Consider the following 19,469-nt stretch of genomic DNA (forward strand, 5'->3'; position numbering starts at 1 on the left):
GGGCTCCGGCCCCCGGCCGGGGCCCGTGTTCCCGGTGGAACCCCACCCCGCAAGGCCTCACGGCTTCGCGAGGTGGGGTTTTCCCGTGCGCCCGCACGCCCGCCCCCTGCTCGCCCGCTCGATGAGTCACGACTCGCCGCGCACCCTCCCGACCCCGCGGCGAGTCGTGACTCATCGACCCCGGGCGGAGGCCCACGGCCGGGCGCACGACGACCCCGGGTGGGCCGAACCCGGTCGAGGAGGCGCGGCGGACGCCCGAGAACGCCCCCGACGGGGTTGACTGGTGCGGTGCTCGTCTGCGTGGTCGTCCCTGTTCGCGACGACGGCGATCTGCTCGACGCCTGTCTCAGGTCGCTCGCGCGGCAGACCCGTCTCCCCGACGAGGTCGTCGTCGTCGACAACGGCAGCACCGACGACACGGTCGAGGTCGCGCGACGGTACGGCGCCCGTGTGGTCACCGAGTCAGAGGTCGGCATCGCGGCGGCGGCGAGCACCGGCTACGACTCGACGAACGCCGACCTGATCGGTCGCGTCGACGCCGACAGCGTGTTGCCGCGACACTGGGTCGCCGAGCTCGTCCGCACCTTCGAGCAGGACGCCGACGTGCTGGCGGTCAGCACGAACGCCCGGTTCTACGACGCGCCCGTCCTGGCGGGCACCGTCCTCTCGACGTTCTACGTCGGCGCCTATCACCTGATCGTCGGGGCCGGGCTGGCGCACTGGCCGTTGTTCGGCTCGACGATGATGATGCGCCGCTCGGCGTGGTCGCGGGTGCGCGACGTGGTGCATCGGCACGACCGGATGCTGCACGACGACATGGATCTCGCCGTCCACCTCGGCGATCTGCAGCTCGCGGGGCAGGGCCGGATCGCCTATCGGCATGATCTGGTCACCGGCATCTCGGCCCGTCCGCTGAGTCTCCGCAACGGCCCCTGGTTGCGCACCTACCGCGCGCTGCACTCGTTCACGGTGCACGGCGTCGACGGTCGACCCTGGTGGCGCTGGCTGCGGGCCGACCCCGCGGGCGTGTTCCGTCGACTCGGGCTGACCCACGAGGTCGCCGCGGTCGATGTGCTGTCGGGTGGCGGGCATCTGCCCGTCGAGGTCTCAGGAGGCTCCGCCGACGACGCCGCTGACTACGCTGTCGACGCCTCCGCAGGCGCCGCTGACGACGCCGCAGGAGCACGCGAGGCTCCGGCGCGGAGCCGACCCGCGCCTCCTCGGCTGTTCCGACGGGGCGGGCGACGGCGCGTCACCAGGTGAGCGGTGCGCCTCGTCGGTCGGTCGGCGGGGTGAGCATGTCGTCGGCGGGCCCCGTGTCGGCCGGCCTCGTGTCGACGGTTCCCGTGTCGGTGCGGGTGCCGCCCGTGGGTCCGCCTGCATCGTGTCGGCGGCGCCCGGCGGTCAGCACCGGGAGGGCGATGCCCGCGACGAGAGCTCCGGCTCCGCCCGCGGCGAGGTCGCCGATGGTGTCGTCGTAGGTCACGAAGATCGCGTCGTCGACGACGTGGTGACCCCACCATTCGCCGATCTCCCACAGGACGCCCGCGGCGAGACCGATCGCGACCGTGGCGGCGGCGAGTCCGAGTCGGTGGCCTCGGGACGGCACGAACCCGGTGTGCTGCACCACGATGACGGCGAGAGCCGCGAGCACGCCGTTGAGGGCGAAGTGCACGAGGGTGTCCCAGCCCGCGATGCGCGTGTACAGCTCGAAGACGCTGCTCCAGGCGGCGACGAGCACGGTCGCGCCGGCGAAGACGTCGAACCCCGGTCGCACCCCGAGGAACCTCGGGGCCAGCACGGCGGCGAGGGCGAGCATCATGACGGCGATCTCGACGAAGCCCCAGCCGATGCCGACGACCACCACGCTGAGGGCCGCCAGCGCCCGCACCGCGTCGGCGACCCACTCCGTCGGGCGGGCCGGGCGCTGCAGGAACGTCTCGATCATCAGTCCATTGCACTCGCCTCGACCCGATCGTGCCCGCATCCGGGGGCGAGAACCCGGGTGTGAGCAACGCACCTCGCCGTTCGGGGGTGCGATGCTCACCCGGAGGTTCAGCGACCGAAGCGACGCCGGAGGCGCGGTGCGGCCACCAGTGCCGTGCCGAGGGCCAGCAGCGCGGCGGCGCCGGCGATCCAGACGCCCTGATCGGCACCCGTGTAGGCGAGGGCCCCGCGCGCACGTCGCTCGTCCGCGCCGCCGGCGACGACGGTCGTGTTGCCGGCGGGCACGACGACCGGGGGAGTGGTGGCGCCGGGCGTAGGGGTGGCGACGGCCTCGGCGACCGCGAACCGGATGAGGTCCGACTCCGGCGAGAAGACGAAGTCCTCATCGTTCACGACGACGAGGAGTTGGGCGAAGGTGACGTACTCGCCGGCCGGCACGACGAACTCCGCCGTGAACGTGCCGTCGGCTGCGACGGGCACCGTCGCCACGACGAACATCGTGTCGGGGTCGTAGGTCACGGGCTCGGTGTCGTAGGGGAACTCGGACCAGTCGTCGGAGTCGGCAGCTGCGGACCGGGTGATCGAACTCTCGTTCTCGGCCATGAGCGGTTCGACGACTGCGCCACCGACGGTGACCGCGCCGTCGTCGAACTCGTCGACGACTCCACCGTCGGCGAGGACGACGCTGGCGATGGAGCCGGGGACCGCGTCGCGTCCGGTGAGCGAGACGACCCCGGCGGTCGCGCCGGTCGGCGCCGTGATCGTCGGCGCGGCGATCGGCTCGCGAACCGTCATGTCGATCGAGCGGGAGAGGCCGCTCTGATCCGAGACCGTGACCACGATGGTGCCCAGGGCCAGGGTCGCGGGGATGTCCATGTCGAAGTACGTGGATCCCTCGGTGTCGAAGACGAATCCGTCATCGCCGGGGTGGACGAGGAACTCCGTGGAGTCCGTCACGACCGGGCCGTCGACGTCGACCCTCACCGCGTCGCCGGGGGTGAAGTAGTCGGCGAAGAACAGCACGTTGTCGCCGGGGGACGTGATGGACGACATCGCGTACAGCTCGGGCTCCGAAGGCTCGCCGGGAACGACGACGACCGACGACGGCGCGGGGGCGCTCGATGCCGGGACGGGCGTCTCGCTCGGAGCGGGCGTCGCGGCCGGTGCGGGCGTCACAGCGGGAGCGGGCGTCACAGCGGGAGCGGGCGTCGCGGCCGGGCTGTCCCCGACGACGACCGACGTGCCGGTGCCGGTGCCGGTGCCGGTGCCGGTCTCGGCCGGCGCGGTCGGCGTCGGCGTGGTGGTCGCGGTGTCGGTCGGTGCGACCTCGACCACGTCGACGGGTGCCTGCGCGGCGGGTGCGGCAGGCGTCGCGGGCGCCTGGGCGGCGAGTGCGGCGGTCGGGGCGAGGACCATCGCGGCGACGAGCGCGGCGGCGGCGCCGGCTCGTGAGCGGAGGCGGTGTGATCTGGGCATGCGTGTTCCCCCTGGAACGGTACGGCGCCTCGGGTGGGCGCGTCGGTCCGAACCTAGGTGACCCGCCGGGTGCCGCACGGCCCCCCGTTCGAGCGGACGGCGCCTCCGACACCGGATCGTCACCATTCCGTCCCCCGTCTCCGCGCCTCCGGGGGACACCGCCGCCCCGACCGCTGCGAGAACCCCCGCGTGAGCATCGCACCTCGTCGTGCTGGGGTGCGATGCTCACGCCGAGGTTCAGTGCGCAGCGGGCCAGCGCAGCACGGCGTGCACGGGGTCGTGGTCCGACGCCGCGGCACCCGCGAACCGGGGCGCCCCGACCCCCGCCGCCGAGACCTGGGCGTCGGGGCTGACGAGCACCCAGTCGAGCCGACGGCCGCCGGGGCGCGGCGGCCCGTAGTGCGACCAGCTGCCCCACCCCGGATCGACGAGTCGGTCGGCGACGGCGCGGGCGTCGACGAGGAGCCCGCCGCGGGTCAGCTCGGCGTGCGACGGCGAGTCGTCGTCGGCGTTGAAGTCGCCGAGCACGACGACAGGTCCGTCGAGTCGTGCCACGACGGCGCGGATCCGCCGGGCGGCGTCGAGCTTCGCCCGGGCCGAGAACGGGTCGATGTGCACGGCGACGACGGTGAACCGCGCCCCGGTCGCGAGGTCCGACAGATCCGCCTGGACGACGACGCGAGCGAACACCGCCCCCGGCCCCCTCGACCCCGGCGTCTCGGGTCGGTCGGACAGCCACCAGGTGCTCGACGAGAGCACCTTGAGGCGCTCGGTGTCGACGTGCAGCTCGACGCGTTCGCCCCCGCGGTCGCGCTCCCGACCGCTGCCGATCGACGCGTAGCGCGGTCCGAGCATCGCGGCGAGTTCGACGGACTGATCGGGCATGACCTCCTGCACGGCCAGCACGGCGGGGCGTTCCGCCTCGAGGAGGCGCGACACCAGTGGTGCCCGCCGGCTCCAGCGGTCGGGGCTGCCGGCCCGCACCGCCGGCAGACGCCGCCGCAGGTTGAAGGTCATGACGTGCAGCCCGGGTGCCGCGACGGGCCCGACGGTGGGCCGAGCCGCGGCCGTGCCGTCACGGTAGCCGTCAACGTCGCCGTCGGCCCCGGTGCCGTCGGATCCGGCCCCCGCGGCCCCGTCGCGACCGGGCGTCATCCGCCCGCGGGGGAGTCTTCGCCGCCCTCGCCGTCACCTGGCTCGGGCTGTTCGCCCGCACCGGGCGATCCCGGGGCGGGTGCGGGCGCTGGTGCCGGAGCGGGTGCCGACGGGCTCGCGGACGGCGCCGGCGTCGGCGCGGGCGGGGGTGCGGGTCGCTCGGTCAGAGCCGCGCTGGGCGCCGCGAACGGCTGGCCGCCGTACAGGTCGTTGACGGCCTGCATGTACGGCTGGAACACGCGGTGCCGCGCGGTGTCCGCTCCGCCGCCCGGCAGGGTGTTGCGGCGCATGCTCACCTCGCCCTGGACGTTGCCGACCCAGATCGCGGTGGCCACCTCGGTCGTCGAGCCGACCATCCAGGTGTCCTTCGCGTTGTCGGTGGTGCCGGTCTTGCCCATCAGGGGCACGCCGTCGCCGGGGTTCGAGGCCGAGCCCGTGCCGCCGGGGGCGACGACGGACCGCAGGGCGAAGGCCGTGGTCGCGGCGACCGCGGGGTCGACCGCCTCGCGGCAGTCGGCCGACGGCGGCGCGACGGTCGAGCCGTCGGGGCGGGTGACGCTGTCGATGGCGATCGGCGAGCAGGCGGTGCCGCCGTTCGCGATCGAGCCGAACGCCGACGCCATCTGCAGCGGGGCGATCGTGTTGGCGCCCGAGCCGAGCACGTCGGAGGGGAAGATGCTGAGCTCGCGGCCGTCGGCGTTCGTGACCCCGAGGTCGGAGGCGGCGTCGGCGATGTCGCAGAGGTCGAGCTCGGCGGCCATCGCGATGAACGCCGTGTTGACGGACTGCGTCGTCGCGCGGAGCGGCGTCATGTCGCTGCGCGCGCCTCCGGTGTCGTTGGTCACGGGGTACGGCTGCGAGCCGAATCCGCCCTGGCACGACGAGAACTCCGAGGTGTTCCAGTTGTTCTTGGAGGCGTTGACGACGTCGTAGAGCGAGTTACCGTTGCGCAGCCAGTCGACCAGCGTGAAGGCCTTGTACGTCGACCCGACCTGGAACCCGGTCGAGCCGCCGTGGCTCGAGTCGGCGGCGTAGTTCACCTGCGTGGTGCCGGCGGCGTCCTGGCTGCTGCCGTAGGCGGTGTTCTGGGCCATCGCGACGATGCGCCCGGTGCGGGCCTCGGTCGACACGAGCGATCCGCCGAGGTCGGCGAACCCGACGCTGCCGGGCACCTGGGCCTGCAGGGTGCCCGCGGCGGCGTCCTGGACGTCGAGGTCGAGCGTCGTCATGATGCGCAGTCCGCCGCGGTTCAGCAGCGCGGCGCGCTCGTCGGCGGTCTCGCCGAAGGCCGGGTCGTTCAGCACCTCGGATCGCACGTAGTCGCAGAAGTACGCGGCCGAGGCGGGCTGCGTGTTCGCGCAGCCGCTGGTGGCTGCGGTGATGACGGGCGCGACGGGTGTCTCGACGGCCGCCGTGTAGTCGGCGTCGGAGAGCATGCCCTGCTCGTTCATGTTCGCGAGCAGCAGGTCGCGGCGTTGTGTGTTGAGGGCGATGTTCGACTCGTCGTCGATGCGGAGCTCGGCGGGCGAGTTGACCGTGGCCACGAGACTGGCCGACTGCGCCGGGGTCAGCTCGGCGGCGGACACCCCGAAGTAGTACTGCGCCGCCGACTCGATGCCGTAGACGCGCCCGCCGAAGTTGGCGATGTTGAGGTACGCGAGCAGGATCTCGTCCTTCTCGAAGCGCTCCTCGACGCCGATCGCCATCTTGATCTCCCGCAGCTTGCGCGGCAGGGTCGTGACGGTGGCCTCCTCGTAGGCGGCCTCGCCGGCCTCGACGATCTCGGGGTCGCCCGATTCGAGCATCTCCTCGGCCTGCTGCACGAGCACGTTGCGGACGTACTGCATCGTGATGGTCGACGCGCCGCTCTCGACGCCGCCGCTCGCCACGTTCTGGAACACCGCGCGGACGGCCGCGAACGAGTCGACGCCCGCGTGCTCGTAGAACCGAGGGTCCTCCGTGGCGATGGCCGCGTCCTTCGCGCTCTGGGCGACGGCGTCCCAGCCGACCTCCTGGCGGTCCTGCGAGAAGAACTCGGCCATCTTGACCGGTTCGCCGCCGCGGGTGGCGTAGAGCTCGCTGGTCTGGGCCTGCTCGCCGATCTCGAGCGCCTCGGGGATCGTGTTGAACGCCCTGACCCCGAAGCTGGCACCACTGCCGGCTACGGCGATCACCGGTGTCACGAGCACGGTGACGAGCACACCGACCACGACCGAGAGCCCGGTCATGCCGGCGATCGCCCCGAGGGCGCCGCCCGTCCGGGACGCCCAGGAGGCGCGGTGTCCGTCGTCGCTCATGCGATCGCACCGATCGATGCGGCGGCCTGGCTGGGGGAGTCGAGTCGTCGTGTCATCGCCTCCGACCGTACGGTCCGGTCCGCCTCCCGGCGAAGTCCGCACAGGGCCCCGTCAGCACATTGTCAGCCGACCGTGATGCCTAGTCGGTCGACGGAGACGGCGCCGGCGACGCCCCGTCAGGCGGCGGGGCCGAGCAGCACGGCGGCCGCCGCGGCGGTCATCCCGACGATGAAGAACATCGTGCCGCCCTGCATCGTCAGCGACTTGTTGCGACTCGCGGTGGGCACGTCGACCTCGAGGATGGGGCAGCCCGACCAGCCGATCAGGCCGATGCTCAAGGCCACCAGGCCGAAGGCGGCCCAGAACAGGACGGCGAGTCCGGTCGGCAGCACGGTGGGGCGCCAGCCCGACGAGAGGAGGAGACCGAGGCTCACCGCGACGCTCCCGACGGCGGCCATGAACCAGTAGGTCCCCGTCCACATGATCCGCTGGACGTTGTTCTCGGGCGACATCAGGTCGTTCTGCACATTCTGCACGGAAGACATCTTGCGCCTCTTCGCGGCTCCCTGTGCACCACAGCCGTCGTCGACCGCCCGGGTCACTCCGTGAAGATCGCCCCGATCGGCTCGCGCTTCTCCTCCTGGAACCGATCCTCCGCCCGACCGAGCGCCCAGTACGCCGACACCGAGAGGGCCGCGCGATCGAGACCCCAGGCGTCCTGGACGATGGCCCGCGCCTCCTTCATGGCTCCGCGCTCGCCGTGGGCGAAGACGGCGACGGGGCCCTCGGGGGCGTCGAGCGCCGCGAGGGCGGCGACGAGCGGCGCCCCCGGGGTGGCGGTGCCGCGGCGGTGCAGCCAGCGCAGCTCGACTCCCGCCGGTCGGACGAGGTCGAGCTCGTCGTCGGCCGTGTCGACCTCGACGAGGGCCAGCCCGCGCGAGTCGGCGGTCATCGACTCGAGGGCCGACGCCACCGCTGGCAGCGCCGAGTCGTCGGCGAGCAGCAGGTGCAGCACCGCGGGATCGTCGACCGGTGACCAGAGACCGGCGGGCGTCGACATCTGCAGTCGATCGCCCGGACGGGCCGCGAGAGCCCACGGCCCGGCCACACCCTCGTCGCCGTGCACGACGAAGTCGATCGCGATGGTGCGCGCCGCCCGGTCGATCGACCGCACGGTGTAGGTGCGACGGACCGGCAGGTCGGCGGGTGCGAGCTCGGCCCGGAGCGCCTCGAGGTCGAACGGCGGCTGCAGACCGAGACCGGGGCGGGCCAGCAGCAGCTTGACGTAGCGGTCGGTCGAGGTCAGAGCGGCCTCGCCCGCCTCGACGAACCCGTCGAACGCCGGTCCGCCCAGGTGCACGCGCATCAGATGCGGCGACACGCGTTCGGTCCGGTCTACGACGAGCACGTGCTGCCGCCGGGCCGGGCGCCGAGGAGGGGCGGTGCCGGTCTCCGGAGTCGTCTCGCTCACGCGGTCCCCTCCGATCAGTTCGCCGTGGCGTCCTCGAGCAGCGGGACGAGCTGATCGAGGGCGTACTGACGGGAGAGCGAGGTGCCGAGCGAGTAGGCCGACGAGACGTCGCCGTCGATCACGATGTCGTGACCGGCCTTCACCGCGGGCAGCTGCTGCCACTGAGGGTCGTCGGTGATCTCGGTCGTCTCGATGAAGATCGGGAACGCGATGATCACGTCGGCGTCGATCACGTCGAGCTGCTCGGACGAGATGTCGACCGAGAAGCCGCCGGCGTTCGGGGTCAGAGCCGCGATCTCGGGGTTCTGGTCGAAGCCGAACTCCTCGAGCAGGTCGACGCGCTCGGAGCCCTCGATGTAGGCGCCCCAGCCCTCGCTGGTCTTCGTGGCTGCGGTCACGGTCAGGTCGTCCCACTCGGGGTGGGCGTCGGCGACGGCCTCGACGGCCGACTCGCTCTCGGCGACGAGACGGTCGCCCTCGGCCTCCTCGCCGAGGGCGGTGGAGACGAGGTCCATCTGGTCCTCGAAGTCGGTCAGGTAGTTCTCGCCGCCCTCGGGGACGCCGATGGTCGGCGCGATGCCCGAGAGGCGGTCGTAGCGCGCCTGGTCGCCGGAGCTCTTCGTGTCGAGGATGAGATCGGGTTCGAGCGCCGCGATGGCCTCGTACGAGGGCTCGAGCGTGCCGATGATCTCGGGCGGGGTGTCGTAGAGACCCTGCGCCCAGGGGCCGACGCCGTCGTTCTCCTCGCCGAAGGCGAGCCAGTCGGAGGCGCCGACGGGCTGGACGCCGAGCGCCAGGGCCGTCTCGGCGTCGCCCCAGCCGAGCGCGACGACGCGCTGCGGCTTCTCGTCGACGGTCACGTCGCCGAAGGCGGTCTCGACCGTGACGGGGAATCCGGCGCCGCCGGCGGTCGACCCTCCGTCCGAGTCGGTGTCGGAGTCGGCCGAGCACCCTGCGAGCGAGAGGGCGGCGACGGCGATGACGGAGGCGAGCGTGAGTGACTTGCGCATGGATTCCTTGCGTGGGGGAGGGGTGGGTGATCAGACGGGGGCGGACCCTCGACGGGGTCTCAGGTGAGGGTAGCCTAAGCTAATCCGCATGGCGACGTCCGAGGTCCACGGGGTCGACCGCGCTCAGCGGCCGGCCGGCGGCGTCCGCCGACGCCGCACCCGCCTGCTCGCCCTGGTGATCGCCGTCCTCCTCCTCGTGCTCGCCGCCGTCCTCGGGCTGGCCGTCGGGGCTCGACCCGTGGCCTTCGACGAGGTGGTCCGCATCATCGTCGGCGCCGCGTCGCGCGACTCCGCCGACGCCGCCGCGGTGCTCGACCTCCGTCTGCCCCGAACGGTCGCCGCGATCGTCGCGGGGGCGGGTCTCGGGGTGGCCGGTGCCGTCGTCCAGGCGGTGACCCGCAATCCCCTGGCCGACCCGGGCATCCTCGGCGTCACCTCGGGCAGCGCCTTCGCCGTCGCCCTCGCGGTCGGCTTCTTCGGCGTCTCCGCCGCGAGCGGCTGGGTCTGGTTCTCGCTGGTCGGGGCCGGTCTCGCGACGGTCGCGGTCTCGCTCATCGGCGGAGCGGGCCGAGGAGGCGGTGGTCCGGCCCGTCTGACCCTCGCCGGTCTCGCGCTCGGCTCCGTCCTCGCGGGCATCACGTCGTCCATCGTGCTGTCCGACCCCCGCCGCTTCGACGCGGTCCGCGCCTGGGAGGTCGGCTCGCTGGCCGACCGCGGCTGGGAGCCCGTGCTGACCGTCGCCCCCTTCGTCGCCGTCGGCCTCGTCGTCGCCCTCGTCGCCGCCCGGCCGCTCGACGCCGTCTCGCTCGGCGACGAGCACGCCGCGTCGGTGGGGGTCTCGGTGCCGACCGTGCGGGTGCTGTCGCTGATCGTCGTCACGCTCCTCGCCGGAGGCGCGACCGCGATCGTCGGGCCCATCGCGTTCGTCGGCCTGATCGTCGCCCACACCGCCCGAGGTCTGGTCGGGCCGAGTCAGCCGTGGATCACCGGTCTCTCGGCCCTGCTCGGACCGGCGCTGCTGCTGCTGGCGGACGTCCTCGGTCGCGTCGTCGCGCCTCCCGGGGAGCTCGCCGCCGGGCTCGTGACCGCCGCCGTCGGGGCCCCCGTGCTGATCGCCATCGCCCGTCGACGCCGGGTGGGCGGATCATGACCGCCCTGAGCCCCCGCCCCCGCCGCGTCGCGACGGCACGGGATCGGCGCCGCATCGCGACGATCGCGCTCGCCGTCGTGGCCCTCGTCGTGGCGATCGTCGCGCTCGGCATCGGCGACTACCCGCTCAGCCCGATCGAGGTCGTCCGCGCCCTGTTCGGCGGCGACGGCTTCGCGTCGACCATCGTGCTCGGCTGGCGACTGCCGCGCGTGCTCGCCGCCCTCGTCTTCGGCGCCGCGCTCGGCGTCTCGGGCGCGATCTTCCAGTCGCTGACCCGCAACCCGCTCGGCTCGCCCGACGTGATCGGCTTCTCGACCGGCGCGTACACGGGCGCGATCGTCGTGATCGTCACAGGGGCGTCGTCGACGCTCGGCACGGCCGGAGGCGCCCTCGCCGGAGGGCTGCTGACGGCGCTGATCGTGTATCTGCTGGCCTACCGCGGCGGGGTGCAGGGCCTGCGGCTGATCATCGTCGGCATCGGCGTGACCGCGCTGCTGCACTCCGTCAACAGCTGGCTGCTGCTGCGGGCGCAGAACGAGGTCGCCCTCACCGCGTCGTTCTGGGGCGCCGGGTCGCTCGCGCTCGTCGGCTGGCCGCAGCTCGTGCCCGCCCTCGTGCTCATCGCCGTGCTGACCCCTCTCGTGATGATGCTGTCGCGCCCGCTGCGGCAGCTCGAGCTCGGCGACGACGCCGCGCGGTCGCACGGCCTCGGGGCCGAGGGGGCGCGGCTGGCCCTGGTCGTCGTCGGGGTGGCGCTCACGGCCGTCGTGACCGCGAGCACCGGGCCGATCGCGTTCGTCGCGCTCGCCGCCCCCCAGCTGGCCCGGCGTCTCGTCCGATCGGCTGGCGTGCCCCTCGTCGCCGGAGCCCTCACGGGCGCCGTCCTGCTGCTCGTCGCCGACCTGGTGGCGCAGCACATCACGTCGAGCCCGGTGCCGGTCGGGCTCGTCACACTCGTCATCGGCGGGGTCTACCTGATCACGCTGCTCGTCGGAGAGAGTCGGAGGTCCGTGTGACCGAGAGAACCCCCACCACCGCCGCCGCTGCTGACGGGTCCGGCGCCGCGCCCGTCGCTCCGTCGCCGCGTCTGGTCGCCCGGTCCGCGCACCTCGCCTACGACCGGCGGACGGTCAGCGAGTCCGTCGACGCCGAGATCCGCGACGGCTCGTTCACGGTGATCGTCGGGCCGAACGCGTGCGGGAAGTCGACTCTCCTGCGGGCCTTCGCGCGCCTCCTGAAGCCCCGGTCGGGGTCGGTGCTGCTCGACGGGCGCGAGCTCGCGTCCGTCCCGCCGAAGGAGGCGGCCCGCACGGTGGGGCTGCTGCCGCAGACCTCGACCGCCCCCGAGGGCATCACCGTGGCCGAGCTCGTGTCGCGTGGGCGCTACCCGCACCAGGGGCTGTTCCGGCAGTGGACGGCGGCCGATCGCGAGGCCGTCGACGCCGCCCTCGTCGAGACCGACCTGACCGGGCTGGTCGACGTGGCGGTCGACGAGCTCTCGGGCGGCCAGCGGCAGCGCGTCTGGGTGGCGATGGCGCTCGCGCAGCAGACCCCCGTGCTGCTGCTCGACGAGCCGACGACCTACCTCGACATCGCGCACCAGTACGACCTGCTCGACCTGTTCGCCCGACTGCACCTGCAGGGGACGACGGTGGTCGCGGTGCTGCACGACCTCAACCAGGCGGCGAGGTACGCGACCGACCTGATCGTGATGAAAGACGGCGACGTCGTGGCGACCGGCGCACCCGCCGACGTGCTCACCGAGCAGCTCGTCGCCGACGTGTTCGACCTGCCCTGCCTGATCGTGCCCGACCCCGTCACCGGCACGCCCCTCGTCGTCCCCCGCCGCCGCTGACCCGCCCGGCCCGCCGCCGCGCCCCTGCACCCGCGCCCCCGCGCGGCATCGAGGTGACGCAACGGGACCCCAGGAGGCCCCACCATGCCCCTTCCGCGTCACCTCGATGCCGCCGCCGACACGGCCGGAGGGAATGGCCTAGGTTCGTACGGGCGTTGCACCCCCCAGGGTGATCCGCCCATCGAGACCGCGCCCCGGGCGCAGAGGAGACATCGTGACCCAGCCCAAGATGAACGTCGAGTCGTTCAACCTCGACCACCGCACCGTCGCGGCCCCCTACATCCGTGTCGCCGATCACAAGACGCTGCCGAAGGGCGACACGATCACCAAGTTCGATGTGCGCTTCACGCAGCCGAACGAGGCGCACCTCGAGATGCCCGCCGTGCATTCGCTCGAGCACCTCTTCGCCGAGCACTCGCGCAACCGCTCGAACGACGTCATCGACTTCTCGCCGATGGGCTGCCAGACCGGCTTCTACCTGATCCTGCAGGGCACCCCCGAGATCGACGACGTCATGTCGCTCGTCGAGGGCACGCTGACCGACATCACGACGGCGACCGAGGTGCCGGCCGCGAACGAGACGCAGTGCGGCTGGGGTGCGAACCACTCGCTCGAGGCCGCACAGGAGGTCGCTCGCGGGTTCCTCGCGGCCCGCGACCAGTGGTCGACCGTCACCCGATGAGCCGGGGCGCAGCCGTCCCGCCGATCATCGTCGTCGTCGCGATGAGCGACGAGGCCCAGCCGTTCGTCGACCGCGCCTCCCGGGTCGACGAGCCCGTGGCGGTCGGCGGTTCGCTGCAGCGCGTCGTCGAGATCGACGGGGTCGAGCTGCTGCTCGTGCAGGGCGGCATCGGCTTCGTCAACTCCGCCAGTGCGACGACGTCGGCCATCGTGCGGGCGGGCGCGCTCGACGGCGTCGTACCGACCGTCGTCAGCGCGGGCACCGCGGCCGGCATGGGCCACGGGATCGAGATCGGCGACGTGGTCGCGGGCGCCGAGTACGTCAACCTCGACGCCGACGCGCGCGTCTTCGGGTACCGCCTCGGTCAGGTGCCGGGCATGCCGGCCAGCTTCCACGCCGACGACCACCTGATGGAGGCGGCGCTCGCCTACGGGACGTCCGTCGCGTCCGAGGCCGGCTGGGCCGTGCGCCCCGGCCTGATCGCGTCGAGCGACGCGTTCATGACCGCCGACCGGGTGGTCGGCGTCCGCAGCGCCTTCGCCGACGTGGTCGACGTCGACGCGGTCGACATGGAGTCGATGGCCATCGCGCAGACCTGCCACGTCTATCGCGTGCCGTTCGTCTCGGTGCGCGGCGTCAGCGATCTCGCGGGGCCCGACGCCCACGACGTGCACGACGAGAACCTGGCCCTGACGGCCGGGCGCTCGGCCGACGTCGCCCTCGCGCTGGTGCGGGGCCTGGCGAGCCGCTGACCGGCGGCGTCCGCCGACGCGCCATCGGGCATGAAGGAGGCGCGGGTCGGGTCGACCCGCGCCTCCTCGGCTCCCTGCACCCTCGTTCGGGGGACACCGTCGACCTCTGAAGTGCCCACTGTGCACGAAGTCCCCACGAACCTATGTTCTCCCTAAGAGTTTTCTCGGATGAACGACAGGGGTCCACTTCGTGAAGAAACGCCACGTCAATGCGATCGGGGGAGTGGCGTTCGCGTCGCTCCTCGTCGCCTCGCTCGCCTCGCCGGCCGGCGCCGCTCCCACCACCGGGTCCGCCGCCGGACCTTCAGCCGCCGCGGCATCCGCCGCCGCGGCACCCGGTGCCGATGGTCAGCTCTCGCCCCGCAGCAGAGACGATCGCCCCGATCCCGCCGCCGAGGCCCAGCGCGAGCTGAACCGCGAGGCGGTGGCCCAGGTGATCACCGGTCAGGCAGAGCCGCAGCAGCGGAGCGCGCGCAGCGACAGCGAGTCGGTCGAGATCAAGCCGGGGCAGTGGGCCCAGTACGGCGTCGAGTCGAGCGACCAGATCCTGTCGTTCCTCGTCGACTTCGGCGACGAGGTCGACCCGCGCTACGCCGACGCGCCGGCCGGCCCGATCCACAACGAGATCGCCCAGCCCGACAGGGCGAACGACAACTCCACGTACTGGACCAACGACTTCAGCCGCGGCCACTACCTCGACATGTTCTTCGACCAGCAGGGCGAGTCGCTGAAGGGCGTCTACGAGGAGATGTCGAGCGGCCGGTACACGGTCGACGGCGACGTCAGCGACTGGGTCACCGTGCCGTACTCGTCGGCCAGCTACGGCGAGACCGAGAGCCAGGCCGACATGACCCGCTTCGTGCAGGACACCGCCGACGCCTGGTACGACGACCAGATCTCCCGCGGAAAGACTCCCGCGCAGATCACCGAGTACCTGCAGACCTTCGACCAGTGGGATCGCTACGACTACGACGCCGACGGCGTCTTCGACGAGCCCGACGGCTACATCGACCACTTCCAGGCCATCCACGCCGGCGAGGGCGAGGAGGCGGGCGCCGACTCGAGCGCCATCTGGTCGCACCGCTGGGCGGTCGGTCAGGACGCGGAGGGCACGGCTGGCCCCGCGGTCAATCCGTTCGGCGGAGTCAAGATCGGCGACACCGACTTCTGGGTGCGCGACTACACGACCGAGCCCGAGAACGGCGGCCTCGGCGTCTTCGCCCACGAGTACGGTCACGACCTGGGTCTGCCCGACCTCTACGACACCAGCGGTGGCGAGAACGGCACCGGTTTCTGGACGCTCATGAGCTCCGGCTCGTGGCTGAGTCACGGCGACGGGGCGATCGGCACGACCCCGAACCAGATGGGCGCCTGGGAGAAGCTGCAGCTCGGCTGGCTCGACTACGAGATCGCGGTGGGCGGCCCGAAGGCGGCGAAGTCCACGCACCAGATCGGCCCGTCGTTCCACGCCACGAAGAAGCCGCAGGCCGTCGTGGTCACGCTGCCCTTCGACAAGAAGGGGAACGCCCGCTTCTATCTCGCCGAGAACCGGCAGTACGGCGGCTACGACGACACCCTGCGCACCGGTCCGTACAACTTCGGCTGGCTCGAGTCGCAGCCCGACCGCGTCGAGCACTTCCCGTATCAGGACGGCCTCAGCATCACCTACTGGGACTCCGCGCAGTCGGACAACAACACGGCGCAGCACCCCGGTGCGGGGCTCGCGTTGCCGGTCGACGCGAACCCGACGGCGCTGACCTGGTCGGACGGCTCGGTCGCCCGCAACCGGATCCAGAGCTTCGACGCCACGTTCGGCATCCAGCGCACCGACCCGATCACGCTGCACCGCGAGCTCGGCGGCGCGTCGCTGACGATGACCGCGCCGGCGCGACCGGCGGTGTCGATGTTCGACGACAGCGACCCGCTCGCGTACTACGACGCGTCGAACCCGCAGGGCTCCGTCAAGGTCGCCGGATCGGGCACGACCATCCAGGTGCTGCAGAGCAACAAGCAGGGGATGATGACCCTCCGCGTCGACTGAGCGCACGCGGGGAGACATGAAGGAGGCGCGGGTCCAGTGGACCCGCGCCTCCCGTCGTCCGTCGACTCAGCTGGTGGCGCCGCGGTGCAGGTGCTCGATCAGCTGCGCCTTCGTCGCCCGCGACACCCCGGAGAGCCCAGCCTCGCGCGCGAGGGCGCGCAGCTGCACGAGCGTCATCGCGGTGAGGTCGCGAGACGGGTCGATCGCGGTGTCGTCGGCGACGGTCTCGTCGACGGTGACGACGGGGGGCAGCGGCGGGACGAAGATCGACGACGCGACGGGGGCGGTCTTCGACGGCTTGTCGGACTTACCGGACTTGTCCTTCTTGTCAGACTTCTCCGACTCGCCCTTCTTGTCCGACTTGCCCTTCTCGTCCGTCTTGCCCTTTTCGTCGGTCTTGCCCTTTCCGTCGGACTTGCCCTTCTTGTCCGATTTGCCCTTCTTCTCCGACTTCGTGAGTTCGTCGAGAGACGGGGTCGGCGCGACGACGGTCTTCTCGTCGCCCTTCGACTTCTTGTCGTCGTGCTTGCGGGCGACGGCGTCGCGTTCGGCGCGCAGCGAGGCGACGGTCTCGTCGTCGAGGAAGTCGACGAACGGGTTGGGCTGCCCGGTCTTGTCGGCGACGATCGACGTGTAGGCGGCGGCCGCGGAGCGGACCTTCGCCGTCGCACGACCAGCGCGTTTGGACGATGTCGGTCGCTCCGCGGTCACTGCCGCGTGCTTCTCGAGGGCGTCGACGAGATCTCTGAGGGCTGTCTTGATCTTTTTGCTCACTCCGACATTGTCGACCCTCGAGGTGTACGCACAACCCCCTCATGCCTTTCCGGCGCCCGACCGATCCGCCGGCGGGAGTCGAGGAGTCCGCTCAGTCGGAACGCGGAGCGTCCTCGACCACCGTGCGGTCGGCGCCGAATCGGCGGTCGAGCACCTCCGCACTGGCCGAGCCGGCGAGGAACCCGCGGAGCACCGCGACGAGCCCGGCCAGGTCGTCGCCCGAGGTGCGACCCTGCACGTCGTCCATCCCCGCGTCGACCGCCCGCACGTGCGGCACGAGCGCGCGGCCGTCGTCGGTGAGGCTGAGGACGACGGCGCGACGGTCGTCGGGGCTCGTCTCCCGTGCGACGAGCCCACGGCGGACCAGCGCGTCGACGATCCGGCTCGGGCTGCCGGTCTCGCAGACGATCAGCTCGCCCAGGGCCTTGAGCGTCAGGGGGCCGGAGTCGTCGAGCACCCCGACGACCTCGGCCTGCGAGGGTGTCAGCCCGACGGGGGCCAGCGCGTCGGCCACGGCTCGGTTGCCTTCGCGCTGGGCGGCGAGCACGAGGTAGCGCAACTCGGAGGGGGCCAGCTCGGCTCGGGGTCCGCCAGAGGATGTCACGACACGAGATTACCGCCCGCCGTCTGGGGCTGCGGTCGACGTCGACGACTCCGCGCCCCGAAGACACCCGGGCCGATGGCCCGCAGCACGGACGGCAGCACGATCGTGCGGATGACGACGGCGTCGAGGGCCACCGCGATCGCCAGCCCCAGGCCGATCTCGCGCACGATGCTGATCTGCCCGGTCATGAACGCGAGGAAGACGACGATCATGATGAGGGCGGCGCTGTTGATCATGGGTCGGGTCGCCCGCAGCCCGTCGGTCACCGCCGAGCCGAAGACGGCCCCGCGCTCGTAGGTCTCGGCGATCCGGGCGATGATGATCACCATGTAGTCCATGCTCAGGCCGAACATCACGGCGAAGAGCAGGACGGGGGTGACGGAGTTCAGCGGCACGTCGCTCGTCAGCGACTGCACGAGGGTGAGCGCCCCGAGGCTCGCTCCGACGACGAGCGCGTTGAACGCGAGCGCCAGCAGCGAGAGCGTCACGGATCGGAACGCCACGATCAGCAGCAGGAACGTCGCGACGAACACGAGGACGGCGATGGTCGGCAGCGAGTCGACGAGCGTCTCGTCGAAGTCGAGCCCCTGGGCGGTCGCCCCGGCGACCGCAACGGTCGACGACGAGCCGAGCTCGTCGGGCAGCTCGTCGCGGATCTCGCGGACGAGGTCGTGCGCCTCGACCGAGTCCGGTCCGTCGTCGGTGGTGACGAGGAGGCGCGCGACCGTCCCCGCGGAGCCCTCGGCCCACAGCGCCCCCAGCTCGGCGGGAGCCTCGTCGCTGGCCAGCAGCGCGGGGAGCAGCGCCGGGTCGATCCCGGAGGTGGTGACGCTCGTGACCGAGGCGACGTCGGCGTGCTCCTGCAGCAGGCGGCTGGCCTTCGCGACGTCGTCGACGAGCTCCGATGCGTCGTCCGCGCCGATGACGACCTGGAGCGGGAACAGGTCGTCCACGCCGATCCGGGCCGCGGCCACGTCGAGTCCGATGCGAGCGGGGTCGTCTTCGGGGAGGACGGTGGCGCTCGCGACCGGCGACTGCAGCGAGAGGCCGAGGGCCGGCGACGACACGGCGAGAAGCCCCACGACGCCGACGAGGGCCACGACGGCCGACATCGCGCGGGTCGGGCTCGGACGACCGCGCAGGCCCGTGCCGGTGCTCGTCGAGCCGGCGGCGGTGGAGCCGGACGCCCGGCGAGGTCGACGACTGGGCAGGGGGACGCGACCCCAGTCGATGCGACGACCGAGGAGGATCAGGAGCGACGGCAGGACGGTGTGCGTGAGCACCAGCGCCACCGCGGTGACGATCATGCCGCCCAGGGCGATGCTCGTGAAGGCCATGACGCGGGGGACGAGCAGGGCGGCCAGGGCCACGATGACCGCGGCGCCGGAGAACAGCACCGAATGACCCGCGCGGGCCATCGCGACGTCGACGGCGTCGCGCACGCTCCGACTGTGGCTCAGCTCTTCGCGGAATCTCTTCACGATGAACAGCGAGTAGTCGACGGACACCGCCAGGCCGATCATCGAGACGATGTTCGAGTACAGGTTCGAGACGTCGGTCTCGCGGGCGATGAGGTAGCCGACGCCCAGGGCGATCGCGAGCGACGAGCCGGCGATGAGCAGGGGCACGACGGCGGCGGCGACTGAGCGGAAGACGATGAGGAGGACGACGATCAGCACGGGGAAGACGATCAGCTCGGCCCGGAGGGCGTCCTCCTTCGAGTGGGCGTTCAGCTGGTAGTCGAGTGCGGGTTGACCCGTCACGTAGCCGTCGACGCCGCCGGCCAGGTCGGAGACGCCCTCCTGCAGGTCGGGGGTGAGGTTCTGAGCGACGGTGTTGTCGCCGTCGAAGCCCGCGGTGATCACGACCGTGCGGCCGTCGGCGGACGCGTAGTCGGGTCGTTGCCCGGGTGTCGTCACGGAGACCGCTCCATGCTCGGTGAGCAGCGCCGTCGTCTCGTCGATCGCGGCGGGGGAGATGGCGTCGTCGCCGTCGAGCACCACGACGACCTGGTTGGGGGCGTCGCCGAAGTCGCGTTCGATGCCCGCCTGGGTGACCAGCGCCTCCGCCCGGGGTGCGGTGAAGCCGCCGCCCGACAGTGCGCCGTCGAGCTGGAGGGCGAGGGCCGCGGCGACCGCCACCAGGATCACCCACGCGGTGAGGACGAGGCGAGGTGCTCGCCGGAGGGGATGGTTCGGTCGTGACATGGCGGTCTCCCGTCGAGGGCGTCGGACGACGCCGGTAGATGATGGAAC

General features: G+C 72.3%; 17 protein-coding genes. 7 read left to right on the plus strand and 10 right to left on the minus strand.

Annotated features, from left to right (window positions below):
* Positions 1-288: 288 nt before the first annotated feature.
* Positions 289-1,263, plus strand: a complete 975-nt coding sequence (locus SOM13_RS11750) for a glycosyltransferase family A protein (protein WP_320479808.1) — start codon at positions 289-291, stop codon at positions 1,261-1,263.
* Here SOM13_RS11750 and SOM13_RS11755 read toward each other — a convergent pair.
* From SOM13_RS11755 to SOM13_RS11785, 7 genes are all read right to left on the minus strand, one after another.
* Entirely contained in the window at positions 1,253-1,948 is a 696-nt protein-coding gene (locus SOM13_RS11755; RefSeq protein ID WP_320479809.1) for a hypothetical protein, read from the minus strand. The two genes, SOM13_RS11750 and SOM13_RS11755, sit on opposite strands and share 11 nt — an antisense overlap.
* A 107-nt stretch (positions 1,949-2,055) precedes the next feature.
* Positions 2,056-3,423, minus strand: coding sequence for a hypothetical protein (locus tag SOM13_RS11760; protein WP_320479810.1), 1,368 nt, complete (start codon positions 3,421-3,423; stop codon positions 2,056-2,058).
* A gap of 237 nt (positions 3,424-3,660) precedes the next feature.
* Positions 3,661-4,578, minus strand: coding sequence for an endonuclease/exonuclease/phosphatase family protein (locus tag SOM13_RS11765; RefSeq protein WP_320479811.1), 918 nt, complete (start codon positions 4,576-4,578; stop codon positions 3,661-3,663).
* Positions 4,575-6,875 (minus strand): transglycosylase domain-containing protein, encoded by a 2,301-nt coding sequence (locus tag SOM13_RS11770; RefSeq protein ID WP_320479812.1) that lies wholly within the window; start codon positions 6,873-6,875, stop codon positions 4,575-4,577. The genes SOM13_RS11765 and SOM13_RS11770 overlap by 4 nt, the downstream gene beginning before the upstream one ends.
* Positions 6,876-7,051: 176 nt before the next feature.
* On the minus strand, positions 7,052-7,420 hold the full coding sequence (locus SOM13_RS11775) for a hypothetical protein (RefSeq protein WP_192061798.1): 369 nt from the start codon (positions 7,418-7,420) through the stop codon (positions 7,052-7,054).
* 53 nt (positions 7,421-7,473) lie between these two features.
* Positions 7,474-8,346, minus strand: coding sequence for a siderophore-interacting protein (locus SOM13_RS11780; RefSeq protein WP_320479813.1), 873 nt, complete (start codon positions 8,344-8,346; stop codon positions 7,474-7,476).
* A gap of 14 nt (positions 8,347-8,360) precedes the next feature.
* Entirely contained in the window at positions 8,361-9,356 is a 996-nt protein-coding gene (locus tag SOM13_RS11785; protein WP_320479814.1) for an iron-siderophore ABC transporter substrate-binding protein, read from the minus strand.
* Between the two features lie 88 nt (positions 9,357-9,444).
* Here SOM13_RS11785 and SOM13_RS11790 point away from each other — a divergent pair, with 88 nt between their 5' ends.
* The 6 genes from SOM13_RS11790 to SOM13_RS11815 all read left to right on the plus strand — a co-directional run bounded on the left by SOM13_RS11790 (position 9,445) and on the right by SOM13_RS11815 (position 15,836).
* Entirely contained in the window at positions 9,445-10,506 is a 1,062-nt protein-coding gene (locus SOM13_RS11790) for a FecCD family ABC transporter permease (protein ID WP_320479815.1), read from the plus strand.
* Entirely contained in the window at positions 10,503-11,522 is a 1,020-nt protein-coding gene (locus tag SOM13_RS11795) for a FecCD family ABC transporter permease (protein ID WP_320479816.1), read from the plus strand. Before SOM13_RS11790 ends, SOM13_RS11795 begins: the two co-directional genes overlap by 4 nt.
* Positions 11,519-12,361, plus strand: coding sequence for an ABC transporter ATP-binding protein (locus tag SOM13_RS11800; RefSeq protein WP_414655524.1), 843 nt, complete (start codon positions 11,519-11,521; stop codon positions 12,359-12,361). The genes SOM13_RS11795 and SOM13_RS11800 overlap by 4 nt, the downstream gene beginning before the upstream one ends.
* Positions 12,362-12,590: 229 nt before the next feature.
* Positions 12,591-13,043, plus strand: coding sequence for an S-ribosylhomocysteine lyase (locus tag SOM13_RS11805; RefSeq protein ID WP_192061808.1), 453 nt, complete (start codon positions 12,591-12,593; stop codon positions 13,041-13,043).
* Entirely contained in the window at positions 13,040-13,795 is a 756-nt protein-coding gene (gene mtnN, locus SOM13_RS11810; protein WP_320479817.1) for a 5'-methylthioadenosine/S-adenosylhomocysteine nucleosidase, read from the plus strand. Before SOM13_RS11805 ends, mtnN begins: the two co-directional genes overlap by 4 nt.
* A gap of 190 nt (positions 13,796-13,985) precedes the next feature.
* Positions 13,986-15,836, plus strand: coding sequence for an immune inhibitor A domain-containing protein (locus tag SOM13_RS11815; protein WP_320479818.1), 1,851 nt, complete (start codon positions 13,986-13,988; stop codon positions 15,834-15,836).
* Between the two features lie 66 nt (positions 15,837-15,902).
* Here SOM13_RS11815 and SOM13_RS11820 read toward each other — a convergent pair whose 3' ends face one another.
* The 3 genes from SOM13_RS11820 to SOM13_RS11830 form a co-directional block, all read right to left on the minus strand.
* Positions 15,903-16,610 carry a Rho termination factor N-terminal domain-containing protein gene (locus SOM13_RS11820; RefSeq protein ID WP_320479819.1) on the minus strand — a complete coding sequence of 236 codons (708 nt, stop codon included), beginning with the start codon at positions 16,608-16,610 and terminating at the stop codon, positions 15,903-15,905.
* 91 nt (positions 16,611-16,701) lie between these two features.
* Positions 16,702-17,214 (minus strand): MarR family winged helix-turn-helix transcriptional regulator, encoded by a 513-nt coding sequence (locus tag SOM13_RS11825; protein WP_243214115.1) that lies wholly within the window; start codon positions 17,212-17,214, stop codon positions 16,702-16,704.
* A complete protein-coding gene (locus tag SOM13_RS11830) occupies positions 17,211-19,421 on the minus strand; it encodes an MMPL family transporter (RefSeq protein WP_320479820.1) in 2,211 nt (736 codons plus the stop codon). Before SOM13_RS11830 ends, SOM13_RS11825 begins: the two co-directional genes overlap by 4 nt.
* Positions 19,422-19,469: the final 48 nt, after the last annotated feature.

Origin of the sequence: Frigoribacterium sp. CFBP9030, from assembly GCF_034045195.1 — a bacterium.
Lineage (GTDB): Bacteria > Actinomycetota > Actinomycetes > Actinomycetales > Microbacteriaceae > Frigoribacterium.

Excerpts from the sequence above, each read along its gene's own strand:
- SOM13_RS11755 (WP_320479809.1), bottom strand. The coding sequence starts at position 1,948 with ATGATCGAGACGTTCCTGCAGCGCCCGGCCCGCCCGACGGAGTGGGTC.
- SOM13_RS11760 (WP_320479810.1), bottom strand. The coding sequence starts at position 3,423 with ATGCCCAGATCACACCGCCTCCGCTCACGAGCCGGCGCCGCCGCCGCG.
- SOM13_RS11765 (WP_320479811.1), bottom strand. The coding sequence starts at position 4,578 with ATGACGCCCGGTCGCGACGGGGCCGCGGGGGCCGGATCCGACGGCACC.
- SOM13_RS11770 (WP_320479812.1), bottom strand. The coding sequence starts at position 6,875 with ATGAGCGACGACGGACACCGCGCCTCCTGGGCGTCCCGGACGGGCGGC.
- SOM13_RS11775 (WP_192061798.1), bottom strand. The coding sequence starts at position 7,420 with ATGTCTTCCGTGCAGAATGTGCAGAACGACCTGATGTCGCCCGAGAAC.
- SOM13_RS11785 (WP_320479814.1), bottom strand. The coding sequence starts at position 9,356 with ATGCGCAAGTCACTCACGCTCGCCTCCGTCATCGCCGTCGCCGCCCTC.
- SOM13_RS11790 (WP_320479815.1), top strand. The coding sequence starts at position 9,445 with ATGGCGACGTCCGAGGTCCACGGGGTCGACCGCGCTCAGCGGCCGGCC.
- SOM13_RS11795 (WP_320479816.1), top strand. The coding sequence starts at position 10,503 with ATGACCGCCCTGAGCCCCCGCCCCCGCCGCGTCGCGACGGCACGGGAT.
- SOM13_RS11805 (WP_192061808.1), top strand. The coding sequence starts at position 12,591 with ATGAACGTCGAGTCGTTCAACCTCGACCACCGCACCGTCGCGGCCCCC.
- mtnN (WP_320479817.1), top strand. The coding sequence starts at position 13,040 with ATGAGCCGGGGCGCAGCCGTCCCGCCGATCATCGTCGTCGTCGCGATG.
- SOM13_RS11830 (WP_320479820.1), bottom strand. The coding sequence starts at position 19,421 with ATGTCACGACCGAACCATCCCCTCCGGCGAGCACCTCGCCTCGTCCTC.